Origin of the sequence: Pseudomonas psychrophila (assembly GCF_001043005.1) — a bacterium.
Classification (GTDB): Bacteria; Pseudomonadota; Gammaproteobacteria; order Pseudomonadales; family Pseudomonadaceae; genus Aquipseudomonas; species Aquipseudomonas psychrophila.
Map to the genome: position 1 here is coordinate 134,271 of NZ_JYKZ01000004.1, position 23,300 is coordinate 157,570.

The following is a 23,300-nucleotide window of genomic DNA, read 5'->3' on the forward strand; positions in this document are numbered from 1 at the left end:
GCTTATCCTCCGAACAGACGGTTGAACGTACGTTTTAGCAAGCCCGCGTCATGGGCTTCGATCCCGATCAGGCTCTGGCTCAATTCACGCAAACTCAAGGTGATGCTGGCACGTGGTGCATGCAGCTCCAGTGGCACCCCGGTGTTCTGGCTTTCACTGACCACTGCATAGTCATTGGGCAACTTGTGCAGCTCGTTGCAGCGCAGTGCATCGCTGATGTCCTTGGGCTTGAACGGCGAAGACTTGTCGAAGCGGTTGACCACCACATGCAGACGGTTACTTTGCACGCCCAGGTCATCACGCAGAATGCGCACCAGCCGGTTGGCATCCTGCAGATGGCTCAGGCTCTGTTGCAGCACGATGTAGACCCGGTCCGACTGCTCAAGCGTGATTCCGGTGAGGTGATCAATGTGCCGCGGTAAATCCACCACCACCCAGTCATAGGTGTTGCGCGACAGCCGCAGCAAGCTGTCCAGTTGCTCCAGACGTATCTCCTGGGACAGGCACAGCTCATCGGTGCGCCCACCCAGCACATGCAGGGAGGGGCTGAAATGGCTGCAAAAACCGCGCAATGCAACGCTGTCCAGGGTATCGATCTGTTGCAGCACATCCGTATGACTGTGTGTAGGCAGCACATCCAGACTGTGGGCCAGGCTGCCGAACTGCAGGTCCAGGTCCAGCAACAGGGTTCTACCGCCCTGAACACTCAGTTGATGAGCCAGATTGCAGGCCAGCATCGAGGCCCCCGATCCGCCCTTGGCATTCATCACAGCCACCAGCTTGCCCTTGGCCCCAAGATCGGAATGCAGCTCCATCTGCATACGGTCGAGTGCCGACTGCAAATCCTCTGCTGAAACAGGCTCAGGCAAAAAGTCACGGGCTCCGGCCTGCATGGCCATGCGCATGCCTTCGCGCTCATCCATGGGCCCGCATACCAACAGCGGTGGACGCTCCTTGAGCGGATGCAGCAACAGGGCCGCCAGCTCTTCGCGCCATAAATGGCTGACACGCAACAGCAGGAAATCAGGCATCTGCTCCAGGCCGTACAACGGATCGGTATGGCCATTGCTCACCAATCGCGTGCTCACCAGCAGGTTGGGTACGCCCTGACTCAAACCTTTGAGATGGTTCAAGGCCGCTGCATCACGCCCACTGATCAACAAGCGCATGCCCTGACGGTCAGATGACGCTGCCGCCGTCACTTCTCGGACACTTAACATGGCGTAATCCCCGGTGTAACCGTCGGATCAGGCTGGCGGCCAAGGCTTTCACGCGGGGCGGTCGACCTGAACGTGGGCAGGATGAATACCCCGCTGAATCCGGGGATCAACAAATTGAAACTGAAGTTGGTCACCTGTAACTGCACATAACGAATGGCCGCAAAACCGGTGGCATTCACCAGGTCATTGGGACTGGCAATCACCGCTCCGTTGGCGTCCATGTAGATCAGGTTCAGGTTGGCCGTGCTCAGGCTGGCAATCAGGCTGCTCGGCCCGGTATTGGCGGCTGTGTTGAACATCGCACGACGCAGGATGACCGGGTCCTGGATGTTGCATACCGCCGCCAGACGCGCACCTCGGCGCACCGACTCGCTGAGCACGTTGACCGTGAAATACAAGCGGCCCATTTCCAGCGCGCCGAACAGCAGGGTGAACAACACCAGAGCCGTGATGGCGAACTCCACGACATACACACCGCCCATGCGCTTGCTGTTCATCACAAGGCCCTCATGACGACGGTTGAAGTCAACAGCAAACCCAGTGGCACGCTGCTGCCAAACAGGGCGGGGATCGAACTGCCGATCACCGGGACAAAGGTGTAGGCAATGCTGACCCGAACATGATCTGTGCCCACCGCGCTCACCGTGACATTACCGGTGGTGAGGCCGGGTGCTGCCGCCGGGTAGCCATTGGGGTTGGCCGGAACACCGTAAACCGCAACGTTCCTGGTCTGCGCAATCAGCGCAGTGCTTAACTGCACCGTACCCAGGGTTGAATTCCACGCCTGGCTGGCCACATAGCGCCCGGCATCGCGACTGGCTTGCTCCATGCTGTTGTACTGGAACAGCATGCGACCGAACTCGGCGAAGGTGAGCATCAGCAACACCAGCAACGGCAATGTCAGCGCCAGCTCGACCATTGCCAGGCCACGTTGTGCGCGTACCGACTTGAATCCACAGCGTCCCATAAGACCTCCTAGGAGTCGGTGCTCGGCGTCTGGTTGTTGTCGATGTAGGTTTTGTACAACTGAATGATCTGCGGACCGACGTTACCCGCCGGGTTAGGCCCGGGCACATTGTCGCCTTCACACACACTCACGAACTGGCCGAAAATTTGCGCCTGATTGCCCTGTTGGGTTTCGGGCTGCAACACGAAATAGCAACCAAAGCCCAATACCGGTACCGAGGACGTGCCATCGTTCTTGCCCGAGCAATCGCCTATTACGATTTTGATGATGCGTCGTTCAAATACGCCATTGCTCTGACAGTTACCCCCGCCCCCCACACAGGCAGCTGAGTCCTGTGCCCAGTTGTTGTAGTCGTACAAGGCACCACTGGAAGTGGACAGGTTGCCGTTGCTGGAAGTGACCGTTTGACCGTTGTACTGAATCGGAGCGGGTGAGCCGGCGTAGGTAAACGACTTGGAATTGACGGTAGTGACCAGGTCCGGCGGGTAGTCCGAAGCGCTCAACCCCCCTTTGTATTCGTTAAAACGCGTATTGAGGCCCTGCGCCGAAGGCCCCACGGTATTGCCCGGTTTCGTCTGGACGGTCGAGCCGACGACATTGCACTGGTTGATCCCCCCCGCCAGCCCTTCCCTGACGGTTTTGCCGCCTGAGCCAAAGTCCAGTAGCTGAAAATTTCCGGGGCCAATGGCAGAGCTGTTATTGGCTGCGGTTTTCAACACCTGTAAATCACCGAACCTGAAGCCCCAGAACATCCCCGCCGTCGGGTTGTTTTGCGCAGGGTCGCCACATACCAGCAGCGGGGTCAGATCACATGGGCTGCTGGTCGGACTGGGGCCAGCAGTGGCGACTGCAGCAACGGCCTTGCTCGTGGCATTGCCGTTGTCCAGCGCCTGAAATACCCCCCAGAAAAAACTGCTCAGGGGGTAGTTGGTCACCGTTACCCGGACAAAAGTCGCACTCGCAGGGCCAGGAAAAGAGAACGGCCCGTATACGCTGGTTGCCAGTTCCACCTTGGCGAAGCCTGCTGCATTAGCGGCCATCGCAGTGGCCAGCTCCTGGTTACCCGCCGCATTAGCGTTCAGGGTCAGGGTATTGAGTGCAGCGGTTTGGCTCAGGCTCGCAGACCCGCTCGTACCTGCCACCATGCTGAGTGTCTTGGCCCCGCTCAGCGCAGCCGCGTCCACTGCATTTTGCAGGCGAGTCTTGTTCAGCAGCATATGACTGCCGTCCAGCGCCAGGGCCCCCATCAGCAAAAGCGAAGCCATGGCAATCACGACCAGGACAAGCATGGCTCCGCGCTGCTGTTGACCAAACGCGGTGTGGGGCTGTTGGATACGCGCGTTCATGATGTTCCACCTTTCTGTTCTGCCGTTGCGACGGCCCGACCCTCTACATCGCTTTTTCGACCGTGGCCACGACACCACGAATCACGATGACGCTCCCGTTGCTGGCAGGTGCGCGACGACGCACCACTGGCTTGGTCATGACGGGTGCCAGTGCAGGCGCCGCCACTGCAACGGGCTCAGTCATCACCGGGGCCTTGTGGTTATCCAGCGGATTACGCAAGGCCAGTTGCACCTTGCCTGCGGCCATCCCCTTGACCAGCACTTCTGCCTGAGGGGGCGTCATCTCCAGGGTCACCGCACGCACCACCACCGGTTGGGTCTTGTCGGTACTGGCTGTCTGGTCCACCGCCAGCACACGCAAATCTTCCAGAATGGTCTTGGACTCGGCATCACCCGCGTTACCGGTCTGCCGGGTTGCCAGCACGTCGACTCGATTGCCAGGCAGCAGGAACCCGCCGACACCGACAACATCGTCCACCCGCACCGATATGGCGCGTTTGCTGGGCTCAATCAGTGAGGCCAGGGTGCTGCCGCCCATATGCTCAGCCAACCGCGCACCCCGCAGAATGTCGCCGCGAAGCAAGGAAAACGTGGCGATTTTGCCGACCACTTTTTCCGTAGAGTCGAATGCATCATCCGGCGCTGCATCCTTGGGCATGCGTACCACAGCCACCTGCTGGGGCTCGATCATTTGCCCGAAAGCGATTTCCACCGTGGCAATCACCACGTTTTGCTGGTTATCGTCGGGGCTGGTATTGAGCCTTGCCGTCAGCCAGTTATTGGCCATCCATGTCGCGCCCAGCCCGAGAATCACGGACAGGACAATCAAAGTAAGCGTGCGCGAGTTCATGACAGTGACTCCTTACCCAAGAAAATCGAGTTGGACGAAATAGTTGTGCCACGCCCACTCAAGCTCCTGAGTAGTCAGTGGCCCTGCCCCCTCCTGATAACGCTGGCGATCACAGGCCATGTTCAAGAGATCTCTCGGATGGCAAGGCACCAGGGGCATGTTTTCGGCGCCATAGAGTTCTCGCAACACAAAGCTGAGCAACGCGGGGTCATAGGGGATGCCCAGTCGCTGCGTCTCTTGAATCCAGATACGTTCGTACTCGCCTGGCTTGAGGTAGCCGAATTGCAGCTTGTAGCCAATGCGTCGCAAAAACGCTTCGTCGGCCAGCTCCAGCGGATTGAGGTTGGTGGAAAACACCAGGATCAGGTCAAAGGGCAGCTCGCAGTGGCGGCCGCCCCCCAGGTTGAGGAAATCCCGCCTCTCCTCCATGGGCACAATCCAGCGGTTCAACAGCACCTCTGGCGTCATGCGCTGACGCCCAAGGTCGTCGATGACAAGCAAGCCGTTGCTGGCCTTCAGTTGCAACGGTGCCTGGTACTGACGCGAGAAAGGCTCATAACGGACGTCCAGTTGCTCCATCGTCAACTCGCCACCGGTGATGACAATCGGCCGCTCACAGCGCAGCAGCCGGCGATCTATGCCTTCATTGAGCATCAAGGCATTTTGCTGTTCGTCATCGTCCAGACGTTTGTGCACCTGGGGATCATAAATTTCGATGACCGCTTCGTTGATCGCGATTGCATGGGGCACCCATATTGACTCAGCAAACAACCGGATCAGCCGACTGCTGACATAGGTCTTGCCGGTACCTGCAGGCCCGTAAATCATGATGGCGCGCCCCGAGTTCAGGGCAACACCCAGTTGGTCGAGCATGTTTTGCGCCAGCACCATCGAGCCGAAACAGGTGTGCATGTCATGGGCACTGATACGGCCATGATGAATGGTCTGCAACTTGAGGAGTGCGCGGTACGCACTCACCGGATAGGGCGCAGCGCCAATGTAGCCACTGCGTGCGAGGGCATCGCGGGCACTGTTGCGACCGCGCTCCGTCAAGCCATAACGCAAGGCCTGACCCCCTGACTGACCAAGCACCTCCACACGACGATCCTTGCGCAGGAACGTCAGCACTTCTTCAAGAACCGCTCCGGTCAACGCCAGTCGTGCTACCAGCTGCACCATGTCCAGCACACCCGCATCGTATAAATGCTTGCACACCAGATCACCGAGAAAGCTGTCTGCCAATCCGGTCTCAAGGATCGTGCGCGGCTGTGGAGCCAGTTGCTGGACCGCTTCGCGTTCATGCAGGGAAACACGAGTGCTGTTGATAGCGAACATAGTGTTCTCCTGAACTAATGGCCAAAGGGCAGCCAAAAGACGCTGGTCAAGGTGCCAAGCAAAACTGCAATTGAATAAGGAAAAGGTTTGCCGGCCACTTCATCCGCTGCGGGTGAAAAATAGGCCCGGGCCCTGAGCATCAACCAGTACCGACCCAGGGTTTGCAGGGCCTGACCACGCAGCAGCACAATCAATAATCCACATGCACCGCCGGCAATGAGGCTGAAAAAAGAAGCCCATAGGGCGTCGTACGGTGTGAGAAAAGCGCCAACCATGGCCATTAACTTCACATCACCGGCAGCCATGCCTCCGACCGCGTACATCGGCAGGAAAATCGCGAAACCGACTAGCATGCCCAGCAGCGCATGGCCCAATCCGATCAATCCTGAGGCATAGCTCTGGCCCACGACTCCCAGCACCAACCCCAACAAAACAAGAAGGTTGGGAATCCGGTGATTTCGAAGATCGTTCACCACCGCAATTCCCAGCAGCCCCAGTAGCAATGCAACAGCAAACATCTGTACCCCGCCCATGGCTGCACCCTCAACAAGACACATCGCGCTAGCAGGTCTGGCCTTTGACGGCACATCCCAGACTGGTAATTGCCGTTTTCACATTAGTGCCCAGCGTGATAAACGCAGCGACAGCGCCCAGCGTGATCAGGCCACCGGCCACGGCATATTCCACAATGGTCAGGCCATCTTCATCGTTGATAAACTTCACCACGGAAGTTTTGATTGTTTGCAGTTTCATTTTGTCCACCTCACTCAATGTTTAATACTAAGCAGCAGGGCAAACTGCACTGCTTAATTAAATCCTAGTCAGCGTGATAATTGAGGGTTAGGAGTTTTTTGCTGACTGATAGGACTTTATTGCCCAGACCGTAAACATTTAAATCCTGAAATAAACAAATAACAAAACAAACAACTGCAGCATCGACACAAATACATGTCGACCGTACTACAATACGCACACTGCTCGTTGTACAGCAGACCATTTCAGTGCCTGCCGACAGAATAAAAACCGGCCTGGAACTGTCAGCTAGAGGGGACGTATAGCGCGACAGACTAAGCCGGGGGTTTCATATCAGAATTTAATCTTCTCAGCGTTAATGCAACGGCAATACTTGTCTACACACCCGTACTATTAGCGCTGCGCCAGGCAGCGGGCAGCTGCCATGAGGAGCCTGGATCCAATGAAGAGTCTTGCGTCAGCAGGTTTGCCCCTTGACCGCGCACCCCAGGCTGGTGATGGCTGTGCTGACATTTCCCCCCAGGGTTATAAACGCTGCAACTGCACCCAGGGTTATCAAGCCACCGGCCACGGCATATTCAACAATCGTCAGGCCATCTTCATCGTTAATAAAGGCAAGCACGTAAGCTCTAATAGATTGAAAGTTCATTTTATTCACCTCATTCGAGTGGTTTACCGAAAGCGATTACTTAATGCACCGCCTGATTAAAGGCTAGCCAGAGGCCGCAGCAAAAGTTAGGAGTTTATTGTCGAACAGCAGGATTTTTTTGCAGAGACAAAGCAGAACAAGAAACACTCTCAGCCGTATTTTAAATAGCGCTGCACACACTGAACATTCACCAAGAAGACAGCAGACAACACCAAAAGGATTAAGTGAATGAAGTTCGACGCTGTCAAAAAACCTCACCTTTTATGGTTTGACCTGACGCGCAATCAATCGACTGAAGCGTTGATGATGCCTTTTCGTTCAGCCTGCCACTGCCAACTGGAAAAACCCGGGGGATGGTTCGACAGACTCCGTGACTCCGCACCCGACATGGTCTGCATACATTTCGACTGCCCCGACCTGTCAGGGCTCAACCTGTTGCAGGAGATCAAATTCAAGGCACCCTCCATCCCTGTGACCATGTTCACCGTGCAGCACTCCGAAGAGCTCGCCATCTGGGCCATGCGTTCAGGGGTCTGGGAGTATGTGGTGCTTCCCCTGTGTGGGACCGAGATCAACCGTTACCTGCATGCCCTTGAGCAATTGTGCGAACTGCGACGCAACGTCGGTAACAGCAAGACGCTACCGATCGAACATGGCCCCTCCCTGCCTGACAGCATCCGGCTTACCACTGACCACCAAAAACACAAGGCTCTGCACAACGTGCTGCAGTACATCGATCAGAACTACTGCGAAAGCATCGATCAAAAACAACTGGCCAAGCGCTGTGGCATGACAACCTTTCGCTTCAGCCGCCTGTTCAAGGAAGTCTATGGGTTGGGGTTTATGGACTACGTACTGGGCAAACGCATGGACTACGCCAAGGACCTGCTCGACAACAGCCAGATGCCCATCACCAGCATCGGCTATGACGTGGGATTCAAGGATCCTTCCTACTTCGCCCGGGCATTCAAACATTACGCCGGCTGCACCCCCAGCGAGTATCGCCAGGCACGACGCAATGACGTGCCGGTGTCCAATGACGTTCTTACGCACGTCATCGAAAGCCTGGCCCACAGCGCCGAGGGTTGAACTGAGGGCTATTGGCCGGCCAAGCGTGCGAGTTGCTCGCGGGCATCCTTGAGGGCTACGGCCACCGCTTCTTCGCCAAACACCAGGCCCTGCAAATAGACAAAGTGAATGTCAAACAGCCCAAGCGTGTTAAGGGCATAACGCAGGTAGTCCGTCAAAAAATCGGGTTGCCGCGCCCTCTCCCCCTGATGAAAGCCACCTGACCCCACCAGTACAAACACCGGCCGATCGGCAAGCAAACCGATTTTACCTTCGGGGCCTGCGCTGAACGTGCGATGAATGCGCAGCACGTAATCGATCCACAGCTTGAGAGCTGCCGGAATAGTGAAATTGTGCATGGGCGTGGCGATCACCAGCATGTCGCTACTTTCCAGCTCACGTATCAGCGCCTCGGACACATCGAACGCAGGAGACTCGAACGGCGTGGGTGCGGCTAAAGCTGCGCCGTAATCGCTGCCCAGTGGCGGCAACGGCTGTTCGCTCAAATCCCGCCCCACCCAGGCAAGATCCGGATAGCGCTGGCGCAGGGTTGCCAACCATTCGCGAGCCAGGCGACTGGCATGGGAAAAGTGCCCGTGGGGACTGGCATTGATCAGCAAGGCGTTGTTCATGGTTGCTCCCCGGTCAGCTTCTGAGTGAAGTGCATGCCCTGCGCCAGCAAGCCCTGACGGAAGTAGAAACGCTGAGCCAGCGCCATGTGCAGCCCTGTATCCAGCACCAGATGATCGCACTGGCGCCGCACGGCTTCGTCACGCACGCAGCTCAGGAGACGGCTACCCAAACCTGAGCGCTGCATGTCGGGGCTCACAACCAAGTCATCGACATAGATAAAGCGCGAATAGATCAGGTTTTCCATCTCGCGGTACCCCGCCAGCCCGACCAGCCTGTGCCCCTGCCAGGCGGCAAGCAGGCGATAGCCCTGAGCCATCTGACGTAGCAGTTGCGCCGAATAGGCCCCGGGATCGCGCAGATGTGGGCGCAAAACGCCCATCAGGTCAAAACTGACACGCATCGCCGACTCGTCCTCAAGATGTTGCAGTGTGAAATCCATGATGGTCAGCCCTTAGGAAAGATGGCCCCACTTTAGAACTGCGACGGCATACCACCTAGAGCCACAAAATGACTAAATGACCAGGCCATGATTATCACTGAGCGCCCAGCCCCCCCGCCACCTGGAGGCATTAACATCCTACAGTCCGCATTCCCTAAAACGCTTTTTTAATACGACCAGTGCTGTTCGTCGGGATCAGATTAATACCGTAATCCATGTAGGAATAGCCTCACATACCCGCTTAAGCCGCACTTTTAGACTTCAAGAACCCCCATCAATCGGAAGGTTACTTGTGTCTAAATTCATCTCTCTTGTCTTACTGTTCACCCTCGCCGGCTCTAGCATTGCGTGCGCTGCCGACCTGCGAAAACCCTACGCCTGGGCCATTCAAACCGTTAAACAAGACGCCTCACCCGTTCACGTCAAGAAGGTCATCAAGCGCGCCCACTCCTTGCTGGGCATTCCTTATCTGTGGGGGGGCATGTCACTGGACAAGGGTTTCGATTGCAGCGGCATGCTGGTCTATCTGTTCAAGAACGAAGCCAATATCCATATACCAAGAACCACCTCAGCCATGCTGAGTGCGGACTTGCCCATAGTCGCCCGGCATAAACTGAAACCCGGCGATGCAGTGTTTTTCCGTACCCAAGGGAGCACCCGAAGCAATCACGTAGGCTTGTACATCGGCGATAACCGTTTTATCCATGCACCCCGTAAGGGCAAGACGATTCGTATCGATTCGATGGATAACTCGTACTGGAAGAAAAACTACACCACTGCACGCCGCTTCTAAGGCGGGACACAAGGATTAAACCGCTCATAGAAGCGGACACATTGATGGATCTACCCGTACTGAATGACCAGCGAGGGGTTTAGGGGTAAGCCCCTCGCGTTGTAGTCATCAGCCAAATTGCTTCAAGCCCAGATGACCGCGCAACGTCGGGTGTTCGTACGCCGTGCGCAAATAACCGCGACGTTGCAGGATCGGCACCACCGATTCGGTAAATTCCGTAAACGTGCCAGGCAGGTAGGCAGGCGACACCACATAACCGTCACAAGCACCCAGCTCCAGCCAGTCGATCAGTTGCTGTGCCACGCTTTGCGCAGTGCCCGTCAATTGCGGCACCCGGATACTGGCCGCCATGATGGCGCCGTATTCGCCAAGAGTGATGTCGCGCTCCAGGCGCAGCTTTTGTGCAATCACATCCGGCGTCGCCGAATGCCTGGCGATATCGAGCAAGCGGGTGTCCAGCGGGAACTGGGTAAAGTCGAAATTCGACTGGGTCGACAGCGTAATAACTCCCAGCTCAGGGTTGGCCAGCGCATTGTGTTCATCACGCTTTTTGATCGCTTCAGCCTCAGTGCCGCCAATGAAGGGCATGATGGCAGTAAGGACTTTGCACTCATCCGGGTTACGACCAATGGCGCGCATTTGCTGGTGGATGTCCTGACGGAATTCAAGCATGCGCTCTACCCGACTGTTGATACTGAAAATAACCTCTGCCCAACGTGAACCAAACTGCCGGCCACGGCCCGAAGCCCCCGCTTGAATCAATACCGGCTGGCCCTGGGGTACTCGGGGGATATTCAGCGGCCCCTCGCATTCAAAGAAAGCCCCGCTGTGCTTAAAGGCATCGATTTTGTTCGGGTCCGCGAGAATGCCGCGTACCTTGTCCAGCACCAGCGCATCAGGCTGCCAGCTGTTCCACAGCTTGAGCACCAGCTCGACAAACTCATCGGCACGGGCATAACGCTGGTCATGGGCCAGATGCTGCGCATGACCAAACAGACGTGCTTCGCTGTCGTTCATGGACGTGACGATGTTCCACGCACTGCGCCCCCTGGAAATATGATCCAGAGAGGCAATCGCCCGCGCCACATGGGGCGGTTGGTAGTAGGTGGTGGAGCGCGTCAGTCCCAGGCCGATATGTTTGGTGTGGCCGGCCAGCAGGCTCAGAATCGGCAACGGGTCCAGCCGCGCCGCATCCTGGGCCCCCAGCTCAAAAGAGCGCGCACGTGATTGCCCGGCTTGATCGCCAACCGCCAGCCGATCGGCAAAAAACAGCAGGTCAAAGCAGCCGTCTTCGAGGGTTTTGGCAATGTCGATGTAGTAGTCGGGGTCGAGAAAGTGGCTATGGGTCTGCGGATGACGCCACACCGCGTGGCTATGTACCACGGGGCCCGAAAGCATGAACCCCGCCAATGCCATTTGCTTGGCCATAAGGTTTTCCTCGGTTATCAGAGTGCGCGGTCAAACATTGGGGTGACGTCATACGGCTTTTTAAGCAGCTTGGCGTCATAGAGAAAATCAGAGGTAGCCTGGGCTTCGCTGACAATGGTGGGCGAGATCGGCAATACGGTAATGGCGTCGCGCTTGAACCAGGCCTTGGCGATCTCCGGAGAAGACTGGTTGGCCTTGGACCAGGCATCGGCGTATTCGTCGACATGGCTTTGGCTCCAGACCCGGGCGCGGGTCAGGCGCGCAACAAAGTCCTTGATGATCTCGCCCTTTTGCGCCAGCACCGGTTCATACGCAACTACATAAGTCGGCGCGCTCATCAACCCCTTGGCATTGCGGATCAGCGTGCTGCCCTCTTTCTCCTGCAAGGAAACATAGGGTTCCCAAGTACCAAAAGCGTCGATGTCACCCTGGCTCAAGGCCATACTCGCTTCAGCTGGCAACAGGAACTTGTAGTTCACGCTGTCGCGCGGGACGCCAGCTTCATCCAGAGCCTTGAACATCATCTGCTGGCTCCACGAGCCGTTCCAGATCGCGACGGTTTTGCCTTTGAGGTCTGCCACCGATTGGATGCCCGGGCGGGCCACGATTCCTACACCGTTGAGACTGGTCTGGGTACTGGCCACGACTTTGACCGGGGCCCCGTTGGCCGCCAGGCTGATCACTGGAGTGTCACCCACCACACCAATATCCAGCGCGCCGCTGGCCACTGCCGATGCCACAGGCGACCCGGTATTGAAGCGCTTGAAGTCGATGGTGTAAGGCAAGTCCTTGAGCTCACCCGAGAGCTCCAGAACGATACGATTGGAGAAGAACTGATCCCCTACTACCAGAGTCAGCGGTGCAGCGGCGTAAGTGGGTGCGCCATGCAGCACCAGCGAGGCCAGACCCAACAGGGTTAGCAGTTTTCGACGTGTTGTCATTCAGAAATCCTACAGAGTTAACGGATAACTCAACCATCTGTAGGCATGCAGTCTGGCATTGAGAAAAGAGGCTTCAGAGGGTCGCCAAGCGTGGCGTTTTTAGAAGCTAGCGCAATAAAGACATAAGCATCTAATACTTTTAATGCATATATATAGAACCCTGTCCGGGTATTTGGTTAGCTGTTTTTGGTATTAAGCATTTAACCAATCTAGGATTAGGGTGACCTCACCAGACCACTGGGCCTAAACGCATTTACTTCACTTATTACAGCGCCAGCGCGCCTTTGAGCGCAGGCCCGGCAAGGTCAGATTGCATGCCTAATCCAGAATTGAACATTTGGGGCACCGCCCCTTCCGCCCGTTACGAACAACTGGCCGCACCCTTTCGCCCGCTGTTTGAACGCATCAGTGCGCAAGCTGCAGAGGCTGACGGATCACGCAGCAGCCTGGCCACGGTGATCCAGCAATTGAATGCGCTCGGCTTGCCGCGCTGGCGCTTGCCCGCCGCGTATGGCGGACAAGACGCCACGCTGGTTGAGTTGCTTACCCTGTTGAGCGAGTTGTCTGCGGCCGACTCAAACATCACCCAGGCCCTGCGCGGACATTTTGGTTTTTGCGAAGAAGTGCTGGTTTCCAAGAGTCCCGACTGGCAGGCAAAGTGGCTGGACAAGCTCAGCCAGGGCGCGCTGCTCTCACCGGGCAGCACCGAGGTGGGCACACAGACCCGTGGCGAGTTTGAAACACGTATTCATCGGTCTGAAGATGGCTCGCTGCGTATCAGCGGGAAAAAGTTCTACACCACCGGGGCGCTTTACAGCGACCTGATCAACACAATCGGTACCGGTGAGGACGGCACGCTCTACAGCGTAGTGGTCGACCTTAAAGCGGCGGGAGTACAGGTCATTGATGACTGGAACGGTTTTGGCCAACGCCTGACGGCGAGCGGCACCTGCATCTTTGACAAGGTGCGGCTGGATGATGAGCCGCGTCCCACTGATCAGCGTTTTGCCTATGGGCAATCGTTCTTTCAGATTTATCACCTGAGCACTCTCGCAGGCATTGCCCGTCGCGCAACCTTGAGTGGCGCCGAGGAGTTGAGCAACCGATCCAGAACCTTTTCCACGGGCAATGCCGATGTCGCAGCCCAAGACGTGCAACTGCTGCAAGTGATCGGCGAAGTGGCCAGCCAGGCCTACGCGGCACACGCCATTACCCGACAGGCTGCGCAGCGTCTGGAACAGACCGCGCAGTACACGATCGCCAGTGACCAGCCTCTTGCCCATGACGACCCGCAGGTCGCACTGGCAGAGCTGGAAGTGTGCCTGGCAGTCAATCCCGTGGTGGATGCCACGCTCGCCGCCACCACAGCGCTGTTCGATGCCCTGGGGGCCAGCGCTACCGCCAGCAACAAGGCGCTGGATCGACTCTGGCGCAACGCACGCACCCTGGCCAACCACAACCCCCGCGTGTACAAGTCGCGCATCGTGGGCAACTACCTGGTCAACGGCCTGGTGCCACCTTCGCAATGGCGGGTGGGCGTCGCCAAGGTCTGAGGATTGCCGGGGTGGTGTGATTGGATGTCAGTTCAGTGCCTGACAGCGTGATGCATTGGCAATGCTGCTCAGCGCCGCTTTCAGTTCACTGCCCCCTTTGACGGCAACCACACGCCCGGCGCCAGACACCTGAAACTCTTTTGGCGTCGAATACACGCCGGTTACGGTGATGACGGCGCTGTGACCATTGTTGAACGTCACCTGAACATCAGAGGCAGTGGCGCTGACACTTTGAGTCTGAAAAGAATGCTGGATTTTTGTCGGTAACGTAGCGAGCAGCGCCTCAATATCTGAATCCATTTCGGCCATGAACCTGGACCTCTGGTGCTCGCGATGTTGCGTGGCTTGCGGGGTTTCGCCACGGGAACCACAAGCACAGCTGTAACTGGCAAACATCCCGCTGGTATGGTCACAATACATTTTGTCACACCAGCAATTCATGATAGTGCCGAACGCACTGGCCTCATTCCCGCAACCGGGGCACGTGATAGTACTCATCTTAATCCTTTGAATGTAGGGACACCGGTTTGTTGCCATTGAGTACTTATCGAGTAGCGAATAATAAGTACGGTGGCGCCCTGCAAAACTGGCACTGAACATCCCCCTACGCAATTCAGGTGGGCGAAATCAAGCCAATAAAGACCAAACCTTCTAATACATACGAAATCTCCTACAGCTCTTCTCCCGTAATTAACACCTTATGGCGTGGCCTGCTAAAGCGCCCCGTGTACTTACGCACACGGGGCGGCAATGCCGGGCGCCCTGAAGCAGGGCCACTCACCCGACCGGACAATCAGCCAATCTTGATAACGACCTTGCCGAAGGCGCCTCTCGCCAAGTGCTCGTAGGCGTGTCGTGCTTCTTCAAACGGATAGACCTTGTCGATGACGGGGGTGATCTGGTTCTCGTTGAGGAAGGCATTCATTCGATCAAACGAGGAGCGTGGCGCGACCGCGATGCCGCGTAGGGTCGTCTGCCGGAAGATCAGCGGCATAAGGCTCAGCGCGGTGGTTTGCCCCGTCAGGAAGCCGATTTGTGCAATTTTGCCTGCGGCCTTGGTGGCAGCAATTGACTGATTCAAGCCATTGCCACCGGCAACGTCCAGAAGCAGGTCCACCCCTTTACCGTCGGTGAGACGCAGCACTTCTTCTTCCCACTTCGGATGGGTCCGGTAGTTCACGCCTGCAACGGCGCCAAGCTTCATTGCAGCTTCCAGATTACGGTCGTTGCTGGACGTCACGATGACGTTGGCACCGAGCGCTGTAGCCAGTTGAATCGCAAAGATCGACACGCCGCCCGTACCTTGTACGAGCACGGTTTCACCTGCCTTGATCTGACCGTAGTCCACCAGTGAGTACCACGCCGTGAGCGCGGCAATCGGCAGTGTCGACGCTTCTTCGTCCGACATGTTGTCGGGTGCGCGGACGGCGCTTTCTTCGTGGATGATCATGTACTCAGCCAAGCCGCCTGGAAGGGGTGAACCGAAGCAGTAATCGGGTTCATCGGGGCCTGGAGCACCATCAAGCCAGCGCGAGTACAAGTGCGAGTTCACCCGGTCGCCGACCTTGAATCGGCTGACGCCTTCGCCCACTGCCACCACGGTTCCTGCGGCATCGCTCACGGGAATCAGGGGTTTAGGCACCATGTGTGGCTCGTAGATGCCGTCGACGATCGCTTTGTCTCGAAAGTTGAGCGAAACGGCGCCCACTTTGACAAGCAACTCGCCAGCCTTGGGTTGTGGGGCAGGTGTTTCACCCAGGACTAAATTATCGAGACCAAAATCTTCAAGAAGCCAGGCTTTCATTTTGTTTCTCCGTAAGGTCACCAGCGATCTCTGGTTAAGTACGGCTATTGTTTCCTTTAAATCGGCAACGATAAATGCATCAGCCATCACAGGACTGTTATCTTAAAAGACAACAATCACTTGCCATTAGTGATGACCAACAGCAACAAAAACCGTCGAGGGCGTATGGAACTGCTTCAATCAATGCAGGTTTTTGCTCGCGTTGCAGAGCTTGGCAGCTTCACGAAAGCGGCGGATGCCATTCAGGTGGGACGCCCTCAAGTCACCCGGGCGATACAGGAGCTGGAGGCAACGCTTGGGGTAAGGCTTTTTCAGCGCACGACCCGTCACGTTCGCCTTACTACCGAGGGTGAGCAGTTTTACGAACGGGTTTTGGACGTTCTGGGGCGCGTAGCCGAGACGACAACCATGTTCGATACCACGGGAGCATCCCTTCGGGGAAAACTGCGTGTTGATATCCCTTCTGCGTTTTCCCAGCCTGCATTTATCACCAGCCTGAAGGAGTTCACCGACAGCCATCCGGAAATCGAAATGGCTTTAGGGGTTACCGACCGTACGGTGGATTTGGTCGCAGAAGGAGTAGATTGCGTGCTCAGGATTGGAGAGTTGCCGGACTCCAGCCTGGTGGCCCGACGCATTGGCATGGCCACCATGGTGACGTGCGCTGCGCCTGGGTATATCAAGGAGTTTGGGGCTCCGGACACTCTGGAAGCGCTCAAGGCTCATCGTGGCATCAGCTTTTTGTCCGGGCAGAACCAGCGCCCCCTCCCCTGGCAGTTTTCCCAGGATGGCATCGACAGGAGTTACATCAGTCGCCACGGCATCGTCGTCAATGAGTCAAACGCCTATGTGCAATGTGGCGTGGCTGGCTTTGGCATTCTTCAGGCACCGGGAATAACCTTGGGCCAGTACCTGGCTGATGGCTCTTTGGTTGAAGTGCTCGAGCACTTTCGTCCACGTCCACGCCCGGTGTCAGTGTTGTATCCGAGCAGATCACACCTCGCCCCCCAGGTTCATGCTTTTGTCGACTGGGTGAGTCAGCGGTTTGCCGTCCTTCATCACTCCTGGTTGGAGTAAAAGCCTGCGAGGGCCTGGATTTAATCCTGGTCCTTTGAAGGGTGAGGCTACTTTGTTTGCGGGGCTATCGCTCACAGCTCAGGGATGGAAAGGTTTTGAAGAGCCATTACCCGTCACTTTCAATGTCCCAGCGAACGCTCTGCCACCGCGAAAGTGAAAAGCTACGCCTGGTCCCTCCACACCACTAATCGACAATGAACAACTTGGCGCCGGTACGGGTAAATGACCGATGCCCCTCAGCATCATTACCCACCTGATAGCTCATCCCCGCATCAAGCGTGTACTGGCGGCCATCTTCCAGTTCCGTGTGTAACTGACCTTCCAGGCACAGCAGAATATGCCCCCTCCAGCACCAGTGATCGGCCAAGTATCCCGGGCTGTATTCGACCATGCGCACACGCATCGAACCCACCTGCAGGGTTCGCCAATAGGCTGTACCTGTCTGACCGGCATGCGCTACCGGCTCAATGGTTGACCAGTCAGTAATGCCGAACGGGATGGCGGTGAGTTCCATTTTAGCCTCATCAAAATACGGTTAACCCGGACCCTATCAACCCCGCAATACTGCCGATAGACACAGATGGCGCGCATTAATGAAATACAGCGAAACAGGAAAAATGGTGCTGACACCGTCGGACCTTGGCGACCCTGCAATGCGTATCAACCAACAGGGCCCCGCAAGGCCCTGTTGGTGTATCGGGAGGGATAAATCAAACGTCTCTGACGCATAAACTCAGGGGTTACCCGTTTACGCCGAGAGGTAATCGTCCACAGATTTAACGGTGCCGTACCCAAACTCAAACGCGGCCATCATCGCGGCATGCACTTGAGCGGCCGGCACATTGACGCCATTAAAGGTGAGGTCCAGGGTGGCGCAGGCGTCATGCAGCACCGTAACCGGATAACCCATGTCCGCCGCAGCACGTACGACGGCGTCGATACACATGTGGCTCATTGCACCTACCACCACGATATCCTGAACATCGAAAGCATCCAGCTGCTTCTTGAGGTCAGTGTCTCTGAAGGCGTTGATGTGTTTTTTAACAATCACCGGCTCTTCACCCTCAGGAGCTACCGCAGGCTGAATGTGCGCGCCGCTGGATCCCTTGACGAAAATGGGGGCAGCCGCATTATCGGATTCGTGCCGTATGTGAAAAACGGGAATACCTTTATGTCGCGCATGGTCGATGACCCGGCGGGCATTCGCCACTGCCGCCTCGATGCCGCTCAAAGGCAACTTGCCAGTGGGCAGGTATTCGTTTTGCAAATCAACTACTACAAGACCTTGTTTCATGAGCGATCTCCGATCAAATCAAAGTGATGTTGCCCTGAGGGTCGAGAGGGTTGGCGGGTTAGAAACCTGCCCGCTACCACGCCCAACACGGTTTTAAATCAGTACTCCAGCGCAGCGCCGTCTTCCGGTATATCAACGCGACTTTCGATACCTTGCTTCTTGACGTAATTGCGCAACTCTTCACGGCTCAGGGACATGTGGTTAACCGCGTCCATGTGCACCGCGACAATTTTTGCGTCTTTGGCGGTCTGTGCGGCACGCAGGACGTCCTCCTCACCCATGATGATCGCCCCCTCGAACCCCGTCATTTTTGCTTTCCCAGCGTTCAGCACGATGACTTCAGGGTGATATTTCTCGATGGCCTGGTCGACCTCTTTGCGCCAGATGGTGTCGCCGGCAAGGTAGAGAGTCTTGTAGCCTGGCGCTTGAAACACCACACCCATGGCTTCGCCCAGCGGTTTTGCGAGGGCTGGCACGGCATACATTTCGTCGGTGCCATGCTGACCACCGGTTTTGGTGATTTTGACGCCGCCGAACTCAGCTTCGTCAGTCAGTACACGTACATTTTTGAAACCCTGGGAACGAATCAGCTGCGCATCGTCTTCGTGCTGGGTGAACAGCGGGATGTCTTTAGGCAGCGCTTTTTGTGCCGCATCATCCCAGTGGTCAAGGTGTGTATGCGTGACGATGACTGCGTCGACACCCGAGATAACCTTGTCAGGGGATTCGGGTAGATCGACCAGCGGATTGCGAAGGTTGCTTCGGTAGGTATTTTCGAACCCCGGGTAAGCCCCTTTTTTAGCCAGCATGGGATCGATCAAGAACGTAGTGTCACCGTAAGTGATTTTTACCGTGGCGTTGCGAACCTGCTGCAGATCCACTTTGTGGGAGGTGTCAGGTGCCTGGGTGGCGTTTGTGTCCGCTAACGCCGCAGTAGCGACTGCACCACAGGCAATGCCAAGGGCGAGAGGAAGCGCTATGAATTTCATGAAATTAATCCTGTTGGTACATCGAGGAGAGCATTCTGGCCCAGTGTCTTGGAGCCCAACAGTGGCCTGAATGACATATTTCGATATAATCGGGCCAACCAATCGGTGTTGCCGCAGAGGGTCAAGGGTAGTTGACGCACCTCATGGCGTGAAAAAACTCCCGCTCTGTGTGGGCCATTACAGGATCAATCTGAGGCTGCCTGATGCAAGCCATACGTGTTGCAGTTCTAGCGTTCAACGGCGTGAGTCTTTTTCACCTTTCTGTTCCCGGTGTTGTATTGGGGACCGCTCAAACCGCGCCGGGTGAGCCAGAATACGAGGTCAATTTCTGCGCAGAGGTGCCGGGCATGCTGAGCAGTGACCAAGGCATTGGGCTGTCTGTAACCCACGGTCTGGAACTGATGGAGGCAAGTGACGTAATTGTCATTCCCGCGTGGACTGATCCGGCGGTCGCCGCATCTGCACAGCTTGTGCAGGCGCTGCAACTCGCCCACTCCAAAGACAAGTTGATCGTCGGGTTATGCCTTGGAGCATTTGTGCTCGGCGATGCTGGGCTGCTTGACGGGAAAGAGGCGACGACTCACTGGGTGGCCCGCGATGAATTTGCGCGGCGGTTTCCAGAGGTCAGTTTTCGGCCTGAAGTGCTCTATGTCAGTGACGGCAACATCATGACCTCGGCTGGAACCGTGGCCGCCATCGATTGTTGCCTGCATCTTGTACGCCAGCGTCTCGGGGCTGATGTTGCCAATCGCACCGCCAAACTGCTGGTGACACCACCCCACAGGCAGGGGGGCCAGGCTCAATACGTAGAGCATCCTGTACCACAGCTCTCCAGCGAAACTCATTTATCTGATGTATTGGCGTGGGCTCGCATGAATCTGGCCAGCCATCTATCACTCGATGTCCTGGCAGACATGGCCAAAATGAGCAGGCGCACCTTCACCCGTCGGTTCAAAGAGACCACCGGCACCACCGTATCCAAATGGTTAAACGCGCAACGCGTGGTCAGAGCACAGGAGCTACTGGAAACGACCGAGTTATCGATTGAATGCATCGCGGGTGAAGTAGGCTTTGGAACGCCCCTGTCTTTAAGGCAACAATTTGGTGCTCATCTGGGCACATCACCCTCTGAATACCGGAAAATGTTTTGCCTCGGAGTGCATCTAAAAAATGAGCAGAGAAGTGAAAGCGCCCTGCCATGACGTTCGATAGTGGCCAAGGGAGATGCCGACGCTTCATAGCATGGGTTTACCCCATTTCATTTGGTGCCACCTCTTATATCCGGTGATGCTCCAGCAAAAAGTCCACAAACAATCGCACCCGCGCCGGCATTGTCGATCCCCCGACGAACACCGCATGAATCGGCTCCTGGTCGCCTGGATTCCAGGCTTCCAGCAGCGGTATCAGGTCGCCGCGCTGCAGATCCTCGCTCACGCTGAACTCGCCGATACGGGCAATCCCAGCCCCTACGCGCGCGAGTTGTGCCAGCGCTTCACCACTGCTGCATTCGATGTTGCCGCTGACCTTCAGGGAAAACTCTCTTGCATCGCGGATAAATGGCCAGTTGGGTTCGGCCCGCCGGAAATTGAAGCGCAGGCAGTTGTGCCGTAGCAGGTCCTCCGGTTCGAGGGGGATGCCGTGGCGCTGCAGGTACTCGGGGGATGCCACCACGACCTGGCCGGTGGCACCGATCCTGCGCGCGGTCAGCGGGCTGTCCGGCAAATGGCCAAAGCGTACCGCCACGTCAGCCTGGCCGCCGAGAATGTCGACGACTTCGTCACCCAGTGTGAGGTCGACGACGATATTCGGATAACGGGCGCTGAATGCTGCCACCAAGGGAACGATGGCCAGCCGCCCATGGCCCAGGGCGGCGCTGACCCGCAATCGGCCCCTTGGTACGCCTTGGTCGGCGATGGCTTCTTCGACCTCGGCCATGTCGGCCAGGATGCGCCGGGCACCGCGCAGGAAAGCTTCACCCTCGGCGGTGAAGGTGATCGCCCGGGTGGTGCGCAACAGCAGGCGGGTACCCAGACGCTGCTCGGTACGCGCAATGATCCGACTGACCGCAGAGGGTGTCAGCCCCAATGCACGCGCGGCGGCCGACAGGCTGCCTTCCTGCGCCACAGTAACGAACACGCTCATTTCACCCGACCTGCCGTTGAAGTCCATTTGTGCTCACTACGCAAAGGTGATTGCCAAAATTGCTATCTACCGCCTTTAAAGGCTGGATCGTAGCATTGGCGGCATAGATAAGGAGCTTTCCATGCGTATCAATCCACCACTTGTAGCACTCGCCATTGGTGCCTTTGCCATTGGCGTTACCGAGTTCGCGCCTATGGGTATGTTGCCGGGCATCGCTGCGGATCTCGGCGTATCTATTCCCGCCGCAGGTCTGTTGGTCAGTGCTTACGCCCTGGGCGTACTTCTCGGCGCGCCGCTGATGACCCTGACCACCGGCAGAATTCCACGACGCTATCTGCTGATCGGACTCATGGCGATTTTCACCTTGGGCAATCTGATGTCAGCCCTGGCTACCGATTACTACAGCCTCATGGTCGCCAGGGTGGTGACCTCACTGAACCACGGTGCGTTCTTTGGCGTCGGCTCCATCGTCGCCGCCAGCGTGGTCGCCCCGCAGAAACGTGCGGGGGCGGTTGCGGCCATGTTCATGGGCCTGACCCTGGCGACCATTGGTGGTGTTCCACTGGCCGCCTGGTTTGGCGAGCTGCTGGGCTGGCGCACGGCATTCTGGGGCATTACCGGCCTCGGCGTGGTGGCCATGGTCGCGTTATGGTTCGCCCTGCCCAACCTGCCGGCGCCGAAAAGCGTCGGTGTACTGGCCGAAATCAAGGTACTGGGCCGTGGCCCGGTGCTGGGGGCCTTGGCCCTGACCGTTGTCGGCTCGGGAGCCATGTTTACCGTCTTCACCTACATCGCACCGATCCTCAGCAGTGAGACCCACGCATCCACCGCTTACATCACCGCCATGCTGGTGCTGTTCGGTGTGGGTTTGACGCTGGGCAACATGTGGGGCGGCAAGGCCGCCGACCGCTCGATAGATCGCACCCTGATCGTTTCGTTGAGCGTGCTGATTCTGGTCTTGCTGGCGTTCACTGTACTGATGCGCTGGCCGCTGCCAGCCGCGGTTGCCATCCTGATATGGGGTATCGCCAGCTTCGCCCTTGTGCCGCCGCTGCAGATGCGCGTTATGGAAGCGGCCAAGGACGCGCCCAATCTGGCCTCGGCGGTAAACATCGGTGCCTTCAACTTCGGCAACGCGATTGGTGCGGCGCTGGGCGGAGCGGTGATCAATGCCGGGCTGGGTTATCCGGCGATCTCCCTGGCCGGAGCGGCAATGGCGGGTCTGGGGCTGCTGATGGTGCTGGCTTTTGCCTGGCGTTCCAGAACGATTGCAGGTGCGGTTGCGTGACGTCGAGGTGATTGGGCTGCTGGTCGCCATTGATGAGTGACGGCTAGCAGCCGATAGCAACCTTGGGGTGGGGGGTTGCCTTCAAGGCGAGGACGACTCAGATTACGCACCAAGCTGTAATATCTGACTTTCCAGGATGGAATCTATTTTGAATAAAGCCCTGAAACGCAACACGATCATCACCCTTCTCGCGGCTGCTCTGGCACCTGCTGTCATGGCTGATACACCTGAAATGCCTCAGGGAATGACGGTCAAAGAGCTAATGCCTACCGAACCGTTTCCATCGACTTACCCCGGATTTGAAAGCTACAAGAGCAAGTTCCCGGCTCAACTTGAAGGCAGCGCAGAGTTCAAGGTCACACGAGTGGCAAGCGTCTGCTCCGACCCAACCAACCCGATTAACTTCGCGATGGAGGCAGAGAACTTCATCCGTATGGGGAACAAGCCGGTGGCTGCCGTGCTGGAGAAACGCAACATCGATTGGGAGATGTGCGACGCCTCGGTCGTTGGGCAAAAACTCAAGGTTGTTCGCCTGCAGCTCTTGGCCATGGGGTGTGGCTTTCCCTTTGTGACCCAGAAAAACATGCCTGTCGACCAGATCAGCCAACATGCCTGCTTCTACCTGCCTGTTGTTGAATACAACGGCAAGGAACAAGCGATTGCCAGCGATGCACTGGATGGTTTCGAGGCTTTTGCTGTAGAGCGTCTGAGTGCCTACCTGAAGAAGTAAG

The 23,300-nt window shown here is 57.0% G+C and carries 26 protein-coding genes; 7 read left to right on the forward strand and 19 right to left on the reverse strand.

Translation table 11 applies throughout. The features are described 5' to 3' along the window. Nucleotides 1-2: 2 nt before the first annotated feature. The 9 genes from TU76_RS11955 to TU76_RS11995 all read right to left on the reverse strand — a co-directional run bounded on the left by TU76_RS11955 (nt 3) and on the right by TU76_RS11995 (nt 7,120). On the reverse strand, nt 3-1,220 hold the full coding sequence (locus TU76_RS11955; protein WP_048351716.1) for an AAA family ATPase: 1,218 nt from the start codon (nt 1,218-1,220) through the stop codon (nt 3-5). Next, entirely contained in the window at nt 1,214-1,717 is a 504-nt protein-coding gene (locus TU76_RS11960; protein WP_019823199.1) for a TadE/TadG family type IV pilus assembly protein, read from the reverse strand. Before TU76_RS11960 ends, TU76_RS11955 begins: the two co-directional genes overlap by 7 nt. After that, entirely contained in the window at nt 1,717-2,187 is a 471-nt protein-coding gene (locus TU76_RS11965) for a TadE/TadG family type IV pilus assembly protein (RefSeq protein ID WP_019823200.1), read from the reverse strand. Before TU76_RS11965 ends, TU76_RS11960 begins: the two co-directional genes overlap by 1 nt. Before the next feature lie 8 nt (nt 2,188-2,195). Beyond that, nucleotides 2,196-3,536 (reverse strand): TadE/TadG family type IV pilus assembly protein, encoded by a 1,341-nt coding sequence (locus tag TU76_RS11970; RefSeq protein ID WP_173667431.1) that lies wholly within the window; start codon nt 3,534-3,536, stop codon nt 2,196-2,198. Nucleotides 3,537-3,576: 40 nt separating this feature from the next. Next, nucleotides 3,577-4,383 (reverse strand): Flp pilus assembly protein CpaB, encoded by an 807-nt coding sequence (cpaB, locus tag TU76_RS11975; protein WP_046809713.1) that lies wholly within the window; start codon nt 4,381-4,383, stop codon nt 3,577-3,579. A gap of 12 nt (nt 4,384-4,395) precedes the next feature. After that, nucleotides 4,396-5,718 (reverse strand): ATPase AAA, encoded by a 1,323-nt coding sequence (locus tag TU76_RS11980; RefSeq protein ID WP_019823203.1) that lies wholly within the window; start codon nt 5,716-5,718, stop codon nt 4,396-4,398. Between the two features lie 14 nt (nt 5,719-5,732). Next, nucleotides 5,733-6,251 carry an A24 family peptidase gene (locus tag TU76_RS11985; protein WP_019823204.1) on the reverse strand — a complete coding sequence of 173 codons (519 nt, stop codon included), beginning with the start codon at nt 6,249-6,251 and terminating at the stop codon, nt 5,733-5,735. A 28-nt stretch (nt 6,252-6,279) separates the two neighbouring features. Beyond that, nucleotides 6,280-6,471 (reverse strand): Flp family type IVb pilin, encoded by a 192-nt coding sequence (locus tag TU76_RS11990; protein ID WP_019823205.1) that lies wholly within the window; start codon nt 6,469-6,471, stop codon nt 6,280-6,282. Between the two features lie 457 nt (nt 6,472-6,928). Further along, complete coding sequence (locus TU76_RS11995) at nt 6,929-7,120, reverse strand: Flp family type IVb pilin (protein WP_048351718.1); 192 nt, start codon at nt 7,118-7,120, stop codon at nt 6,929-6,931. A 228-nt stretch (nt 7,121-7,348) separates the two neighbouring features. Between TU76_RS11995 and TU76_RS12000 the strand changes: the two genes are divergently transcribed. After that, nucleotides 7,349-8,209, forward strand: coding sequence for a response regulator transcription factor (locus tag TU76_RS12000; RefSeq protein ID WP_048351719.1), 861 nt, complete (start codon nt 7,349-7,351; stop codon nt 8,207-8,209). A gap of 8 nt (nt 8,210-8,217) precedes the next feature. Here TU76_RS12000 and TU76_RS12005 read toward each other — a convergent pair whose 3' ends face one another. Together TU76_RS12005 and TU76_RS12010 are read right to left on the reverse strand one after the other, a co-directional pair. Further along, nucleotides 8,218-8,820: an FMN-dependent NADH-azoreductase gene (locus TU76_RS12005; protein WP_019823211.1), complete on the reverse strand. Its 603-nt coding sequence runs from the start codon at nt 8,818-8,820 to the stop codon at nt 8,218-8,220. Further along, nucleotides 8,817-9,260 (reverse strand): GNAT family N-acetyltransferase, encoded by a 444-nt coding sequence (locus TU76_RS12010; RefSeq protein WP_048351720.1) that lies wholly within the window; start codon nt 9,258-9,260, stop codon nt 8,817-8,819. The genes TU76_RS12005 and TU76_RS12010 overlap by 4 nt, the downstream gene beginning before the upstream one ends. Before the next feature lie 292 nt (nt 9,261-9,552). Between TU76_RS12010 and TU76_RS12015 the strand changes: the two genes are divergently transcribed. Beyond that, nucleotides 9,553-10,053 carry a C40 family peptidase gene (locus TU76_RS12015; RefSeq protein ID WP_053070214.1) on the forward strand — a complete coding sequence of 167 codons (501 nt, stop codon included), beginning with the start codon at nt 9,553-9,555 and terminating at the stop codon, nt 10,051-10,053. A gap of 108 nt (nt 10,054-10,161) precedes the next feature. Here TU76_RS12015 and TU76_RS12020 read toward each other — a convergent pair whose 3' ends face one another. Continuing rightward, nucleotides 10,162-11,481, reverse strand: a complete 1,320-nt coding sequence (locus TU76_RS12020) for an LLM class flavin-dependent oxidoreductase (RefSeq protein ID WP_048351721.1) — start codon at nt 11,479-11,481, stop codon at nt 10,162-10,164. Between the two features lie 17 nt (nt 11,482-11,498). Beyond that, a complete protein-coding gene (locus TU76_RS12025; RefSeq protein WP_019823218.1) occupies nt 11,499-12,422 on the reverse strand; it encodes an ABC transporter substrate-binding protein in 924 nt (307 codons plus the stop codon). A 314-nt stretch (nt 12,423-12,736) separates the two neighbouring features. On the opposite strand from TU76_RS12025, the gene TU76_RS12030 reads away from it, so the two are divergent. After that, nucleotides 12,737-13,975, forward strand: coding sequence for an acyl-CoA dehydrogenase family protein (locus TU76_RS12030; RefSeq protein ID WP_048351722.1), 1,239 nt, complete (start codon nt 12,737-12,739; stop codon nt 13,973-13,975). A 27-nt stretch (nt 13,976-14,002) separates the two neighbouring features. On the opposite strand, the gene TU76_RS12035 is transcribed toward TU76_RS12030, so the two are convergent. Beyond that, nucleotides 14,003-14,284 (reverse strand): hypothetical protein, encoded by a 282-nt coding sequence (locus TU76_RS12035; protein ID WP_019823222.1) that lies wholly within the window; start codon nt 14,282-14,284, stop codon nt 14,003-14,005. Between the two features lie 484 nt (nt 14,285-14,768). After that, complete coding sequence (locus TU76_RS12040) at nt 14,769-15,779, reverse strand: zinc-dependent alcohol dehydrogenase family protein (RefSeq protein WP_048351723.1); 1,011 nt, start codon at nt 15,777-15,779, stop codon at nt 14,769-14,771. Nucleotides 15,780-15,944: 165 nt separating this feature from the next. Between TU76_RS12040 and TU76_RS12045 the strand changes: the two genes are divergently transcribed. Next, nucleotides 15,945-16,856, forward strand: coding sequence for a LysR family transcriptional regulator (locus TU76_RS12045; RefSeq protein WP_173667404.1), 912 nt, complete (start codon nt 15,945-15,947; stop codon nt 16,854-16,856). 184 nt (nt 16,857-17,040) lie between these two features. Here TU76_RS12045 and TU76_RS12050 read toward each other — a convergent pair whose 3' ends face one another. The 3 genes from TU76_RS12050 to TU76_RS12060 form a co-directional block, all read right to left on the reverse strand. Continuing rightward, nucleotides 17,041-17,370, reverse strand: coding sequence for a DHCW motif cupin fold protein (locus TU76_RS12050; RefSeq protein ID WP_048351725.1), 330 nt, complete (start codon nt 17,368-17,370; stop codon nt 17,041-17,043). A gap of 234 nt (nt 17,371-17,604) precedes the next feature. After that, entirely contained in the window at nt 17,605-18,150 is a 546-nt protein-coding gene (locus TU76_RS12055; protein ID WP_048351726.1) for a cysteine hydrolase family protein, read from the reverse strand. Nucleotides 18,151-18,248: 98 nt separating this feature from the next. After that, nucleotides 18,249-19,139 carry an MBL fold metallo-hydrolase gene (locus TU76_RS12060; RefSeq protein WP_048351727.1) on the reverse strand — a complete coding sequence of 297 codons (891 nt, stop codon included), beginning with the start codon at nt 19,137-19,139 and terminating at the stop codon, nt 18,249-18,251. A gap of 203 nt (nt 19,140-19,342) precedes the next feature. Between TU76_RS12060 and TU76_RS12065 the strand changes: the two genes are divergently transcribed. Beyond that, on the forward strand, nt 19,343-20,341 hold the full coding sequence (locus TU76_RS12065) for a GlxA family transcriptional regulator (protein WP_046810355.1): 999 nt from the start codon (nt 19,343-19,345) through the stop codon (nt 20,339-20,341). A gap of 73 nt (nt 20,342-20,414) precedes the next feature. Here TU76_RS12065 and TU76_RS12070 read toward each other — a convergent pair whose 3' ends face one another. Further along, nucleotides 20,415-21,308: a LysR family transcriptional regulator gene (locus TU76_RS12070; RefSeq protein ID WP_019823236.1), complete on the reverse strand. Its 894-nt coding sequence runs from the start codon at nt 21,306-21,308 to the stop codon at nt 20,415-20,417. A 94-nt stretch (nt 21,309-21,402) separates the two neighbouring features. On the opposite strand from TU76_RS12070, the gene TU76_RS12075 reads away from it, so the two are divergent. Both TU76_RS12075 and TU76_RS12080 read left to right on the forward strand, forming a co-directional pair. Further along, nucleotides 21,403-22,569, forward strand: a complete 1,167-nt coding sequence (locus tag TU76_RS12075; RefSeq protein ID WP_019823238.1) for an MFS transporter — start codon at nt 21,403-21,405, stop codon at nt 22,567-22,569. A 148-nt stretch (nt 22,570-22,717) separates the two neighbouring features. Further along, a complete protein-coding gene (locus TU76_RS12080) occupies nt 22,718-23,299 on the forward strand; it encodes a hypothetical protein (protein WP_048351728.1) in 582 nt (193 codons plus the stop codon). Nucleotide 23,300: the final 1 nt, after the last annotated feature.

Excerpts from the sequence above, each read along its gene's own strand:
- TU76_RS11965 (WP_019823200.1), bottom strand. The coding sequence starts at position 2,187 with ATGGGACGCTGTGGATTCAAGTCGGTACGCGCACAACGTGGCCTGGCA.
- TU76_RS12045 (WP_173667404.1), top strand. The coding sequence starts at position 15,945 with ATGGAACTGCTTCAATCAATGCAGGTTTTTGCTCGCGTTGCAGAGCTT.
- TU76_RS11995 (WP_048351718.1), bottom strand. The coding sequence starts at position 7,120 with ATGAACTTTCAATCTATTAGAGCTTACGTGCTTGCCTTTATTAACGAT.
- TU76_RS12035 (WP_019823222.1), bottom strand. The coding sequence starts at position 14,284 with ATGGCCGAAATGGATTCAGATATTGAGGCGCTGCTCGCTACGTTACCG.
- TU76_RS11960 (WP_019823199.1), bottom strand. The coding sequence starts at position 1,717 with ATGAACAGCAAGCGCATGGGCGGTGTGTATGTCGTGGAGTTCGCCATC.
- TU76_RS12060 (WP_048351727.1), bottom strand. The coding sequence starts at position 19,139 with ATGAAATTCATAGCGCTTCCTCTCGCCCTTGGCATTGCCTGTGGTGCA.
- TU76_RS12025 (WP_019823218.1), bottom strand. The coding sequence starts at position 12,422 with ATGACAACACGTCGAAAACTGCTAACCCTGTTGGGTCTGGCCTCGCTG.
- TU76_RS12040 (WP_048351723.1), bottom strand. The coding sequence starts at position 15,779 with ATGAAAGCCTGGCTTCTTGAAGATTTTGGTCTCGATAATTTAGTCCTG.
- cpaB (WP_046809713.1), bottom strand. The coding sequence starts at position 4,383 with ATGAACTCGCGCACGCTTACTTTGATTGTCCTGTCCGTGATTCTCGGG.
- TU76_RS11955 (WP_048351716.1), bottom strand. The coding sequence starts at position 1,220 with ATGTTAAGTGTCCGAGAAGTGACGGCGGCAGCGTCATCTGACCGTCAG.
- TU76_RS12065 (WP_046810355.1), top strand. The coding sequence starts at position 19,343 with ATGCAAGCCATACGTGTTGCAGTTCTAGCGTTCAACGGCGTGAGTCTT.
- TU76_RS12030 (WP_048351722.1), top strand. The coding sequence starts at position 12,737 with ATGCCTAATCCAGAATTGAACATTTGGGGCACCGCCCCTTCCGCCCGT.
- TU76_RS12020 (WP_048351721.1), bottom strand. The coding sequence starts at position 11,481 with ATGGCCAAGCAAATGGCATTGGCGGGGTTCATGCTTTCGGGCCCCGTG.
- TU76_RS11990 (WP_019823205.1), bottom strand. The coding sequence starts at position 6,471 with ATGAAACTGCAAACAATCAAAACTTCCGTGGTGAAGTTTATCAACGAT.
- TU76_RS11980 (WP_019823203.1), bottom strand. The coding sequence starts at position 5,718 with ATGTTCGCTATCAACAGCACTCGTGTTTCCCTGCATGAACGCGAAGCG.
- TU76_RS12000 (WP_048351719.1), top strand. The coding sequence starts at position 7,349 with ATGAAGTTCGACGCTGTCAAAAAACCTCACCTTTTATGGTTTGACCTG.
- TU76_RS12070 (WP_019823236.1), bottom strand. The coding sequence starts at position 21,308 with ATGGACTTCAACGGCAGGTCGGGTGAAATGAGCGTGTTCGTTACTGTG.
- TU76_RS12075 (WP_019823238.1), top strand. The coding sequence starts at position 21,403 with ATGCGTATCAATCCACCACTTGTAGCACTCGCCATTGGTGCCTTTGCC.
- TU76_RS12010 (WP_048351720.1), bottom strand. The coding sequence starts at position 9,260 with ATGGATTTCACACTGCAACATCTTGAGGACGAGTCGGCGATGCGTGTC.
- TU76_RS12055 (WP_048351726.1), bottom strand. The coding sequence starts at position 18,150 with ATGAAACAAGGTCTTGTAGTAGTTGATTTGCAAAACGAATACCTGCCC.
- TU76_RS12050 (WP_048351725.1), bottom strand. The coding sequence starts at position 17,370 with ATGGAACTCACCGCCATCCCGTTCGGCATTACTGACTGGTCAACCATT.
- TU76_RS12005 (WP_019823211.1), bottom strand. The coding sequence starts at position 8,820 with ATGAACAACGCCTTGCTGATCAATGCCAGTCCCCACGGGCACTTTTCC.
- TU76_RS11985 (WP_019823204.1), bottom strand. The coding sequence starts at position 6,251 with ATGGGCGGGGTACAGATGTTTGCTGTTGCATTGCTACTGGGGCTGCTG.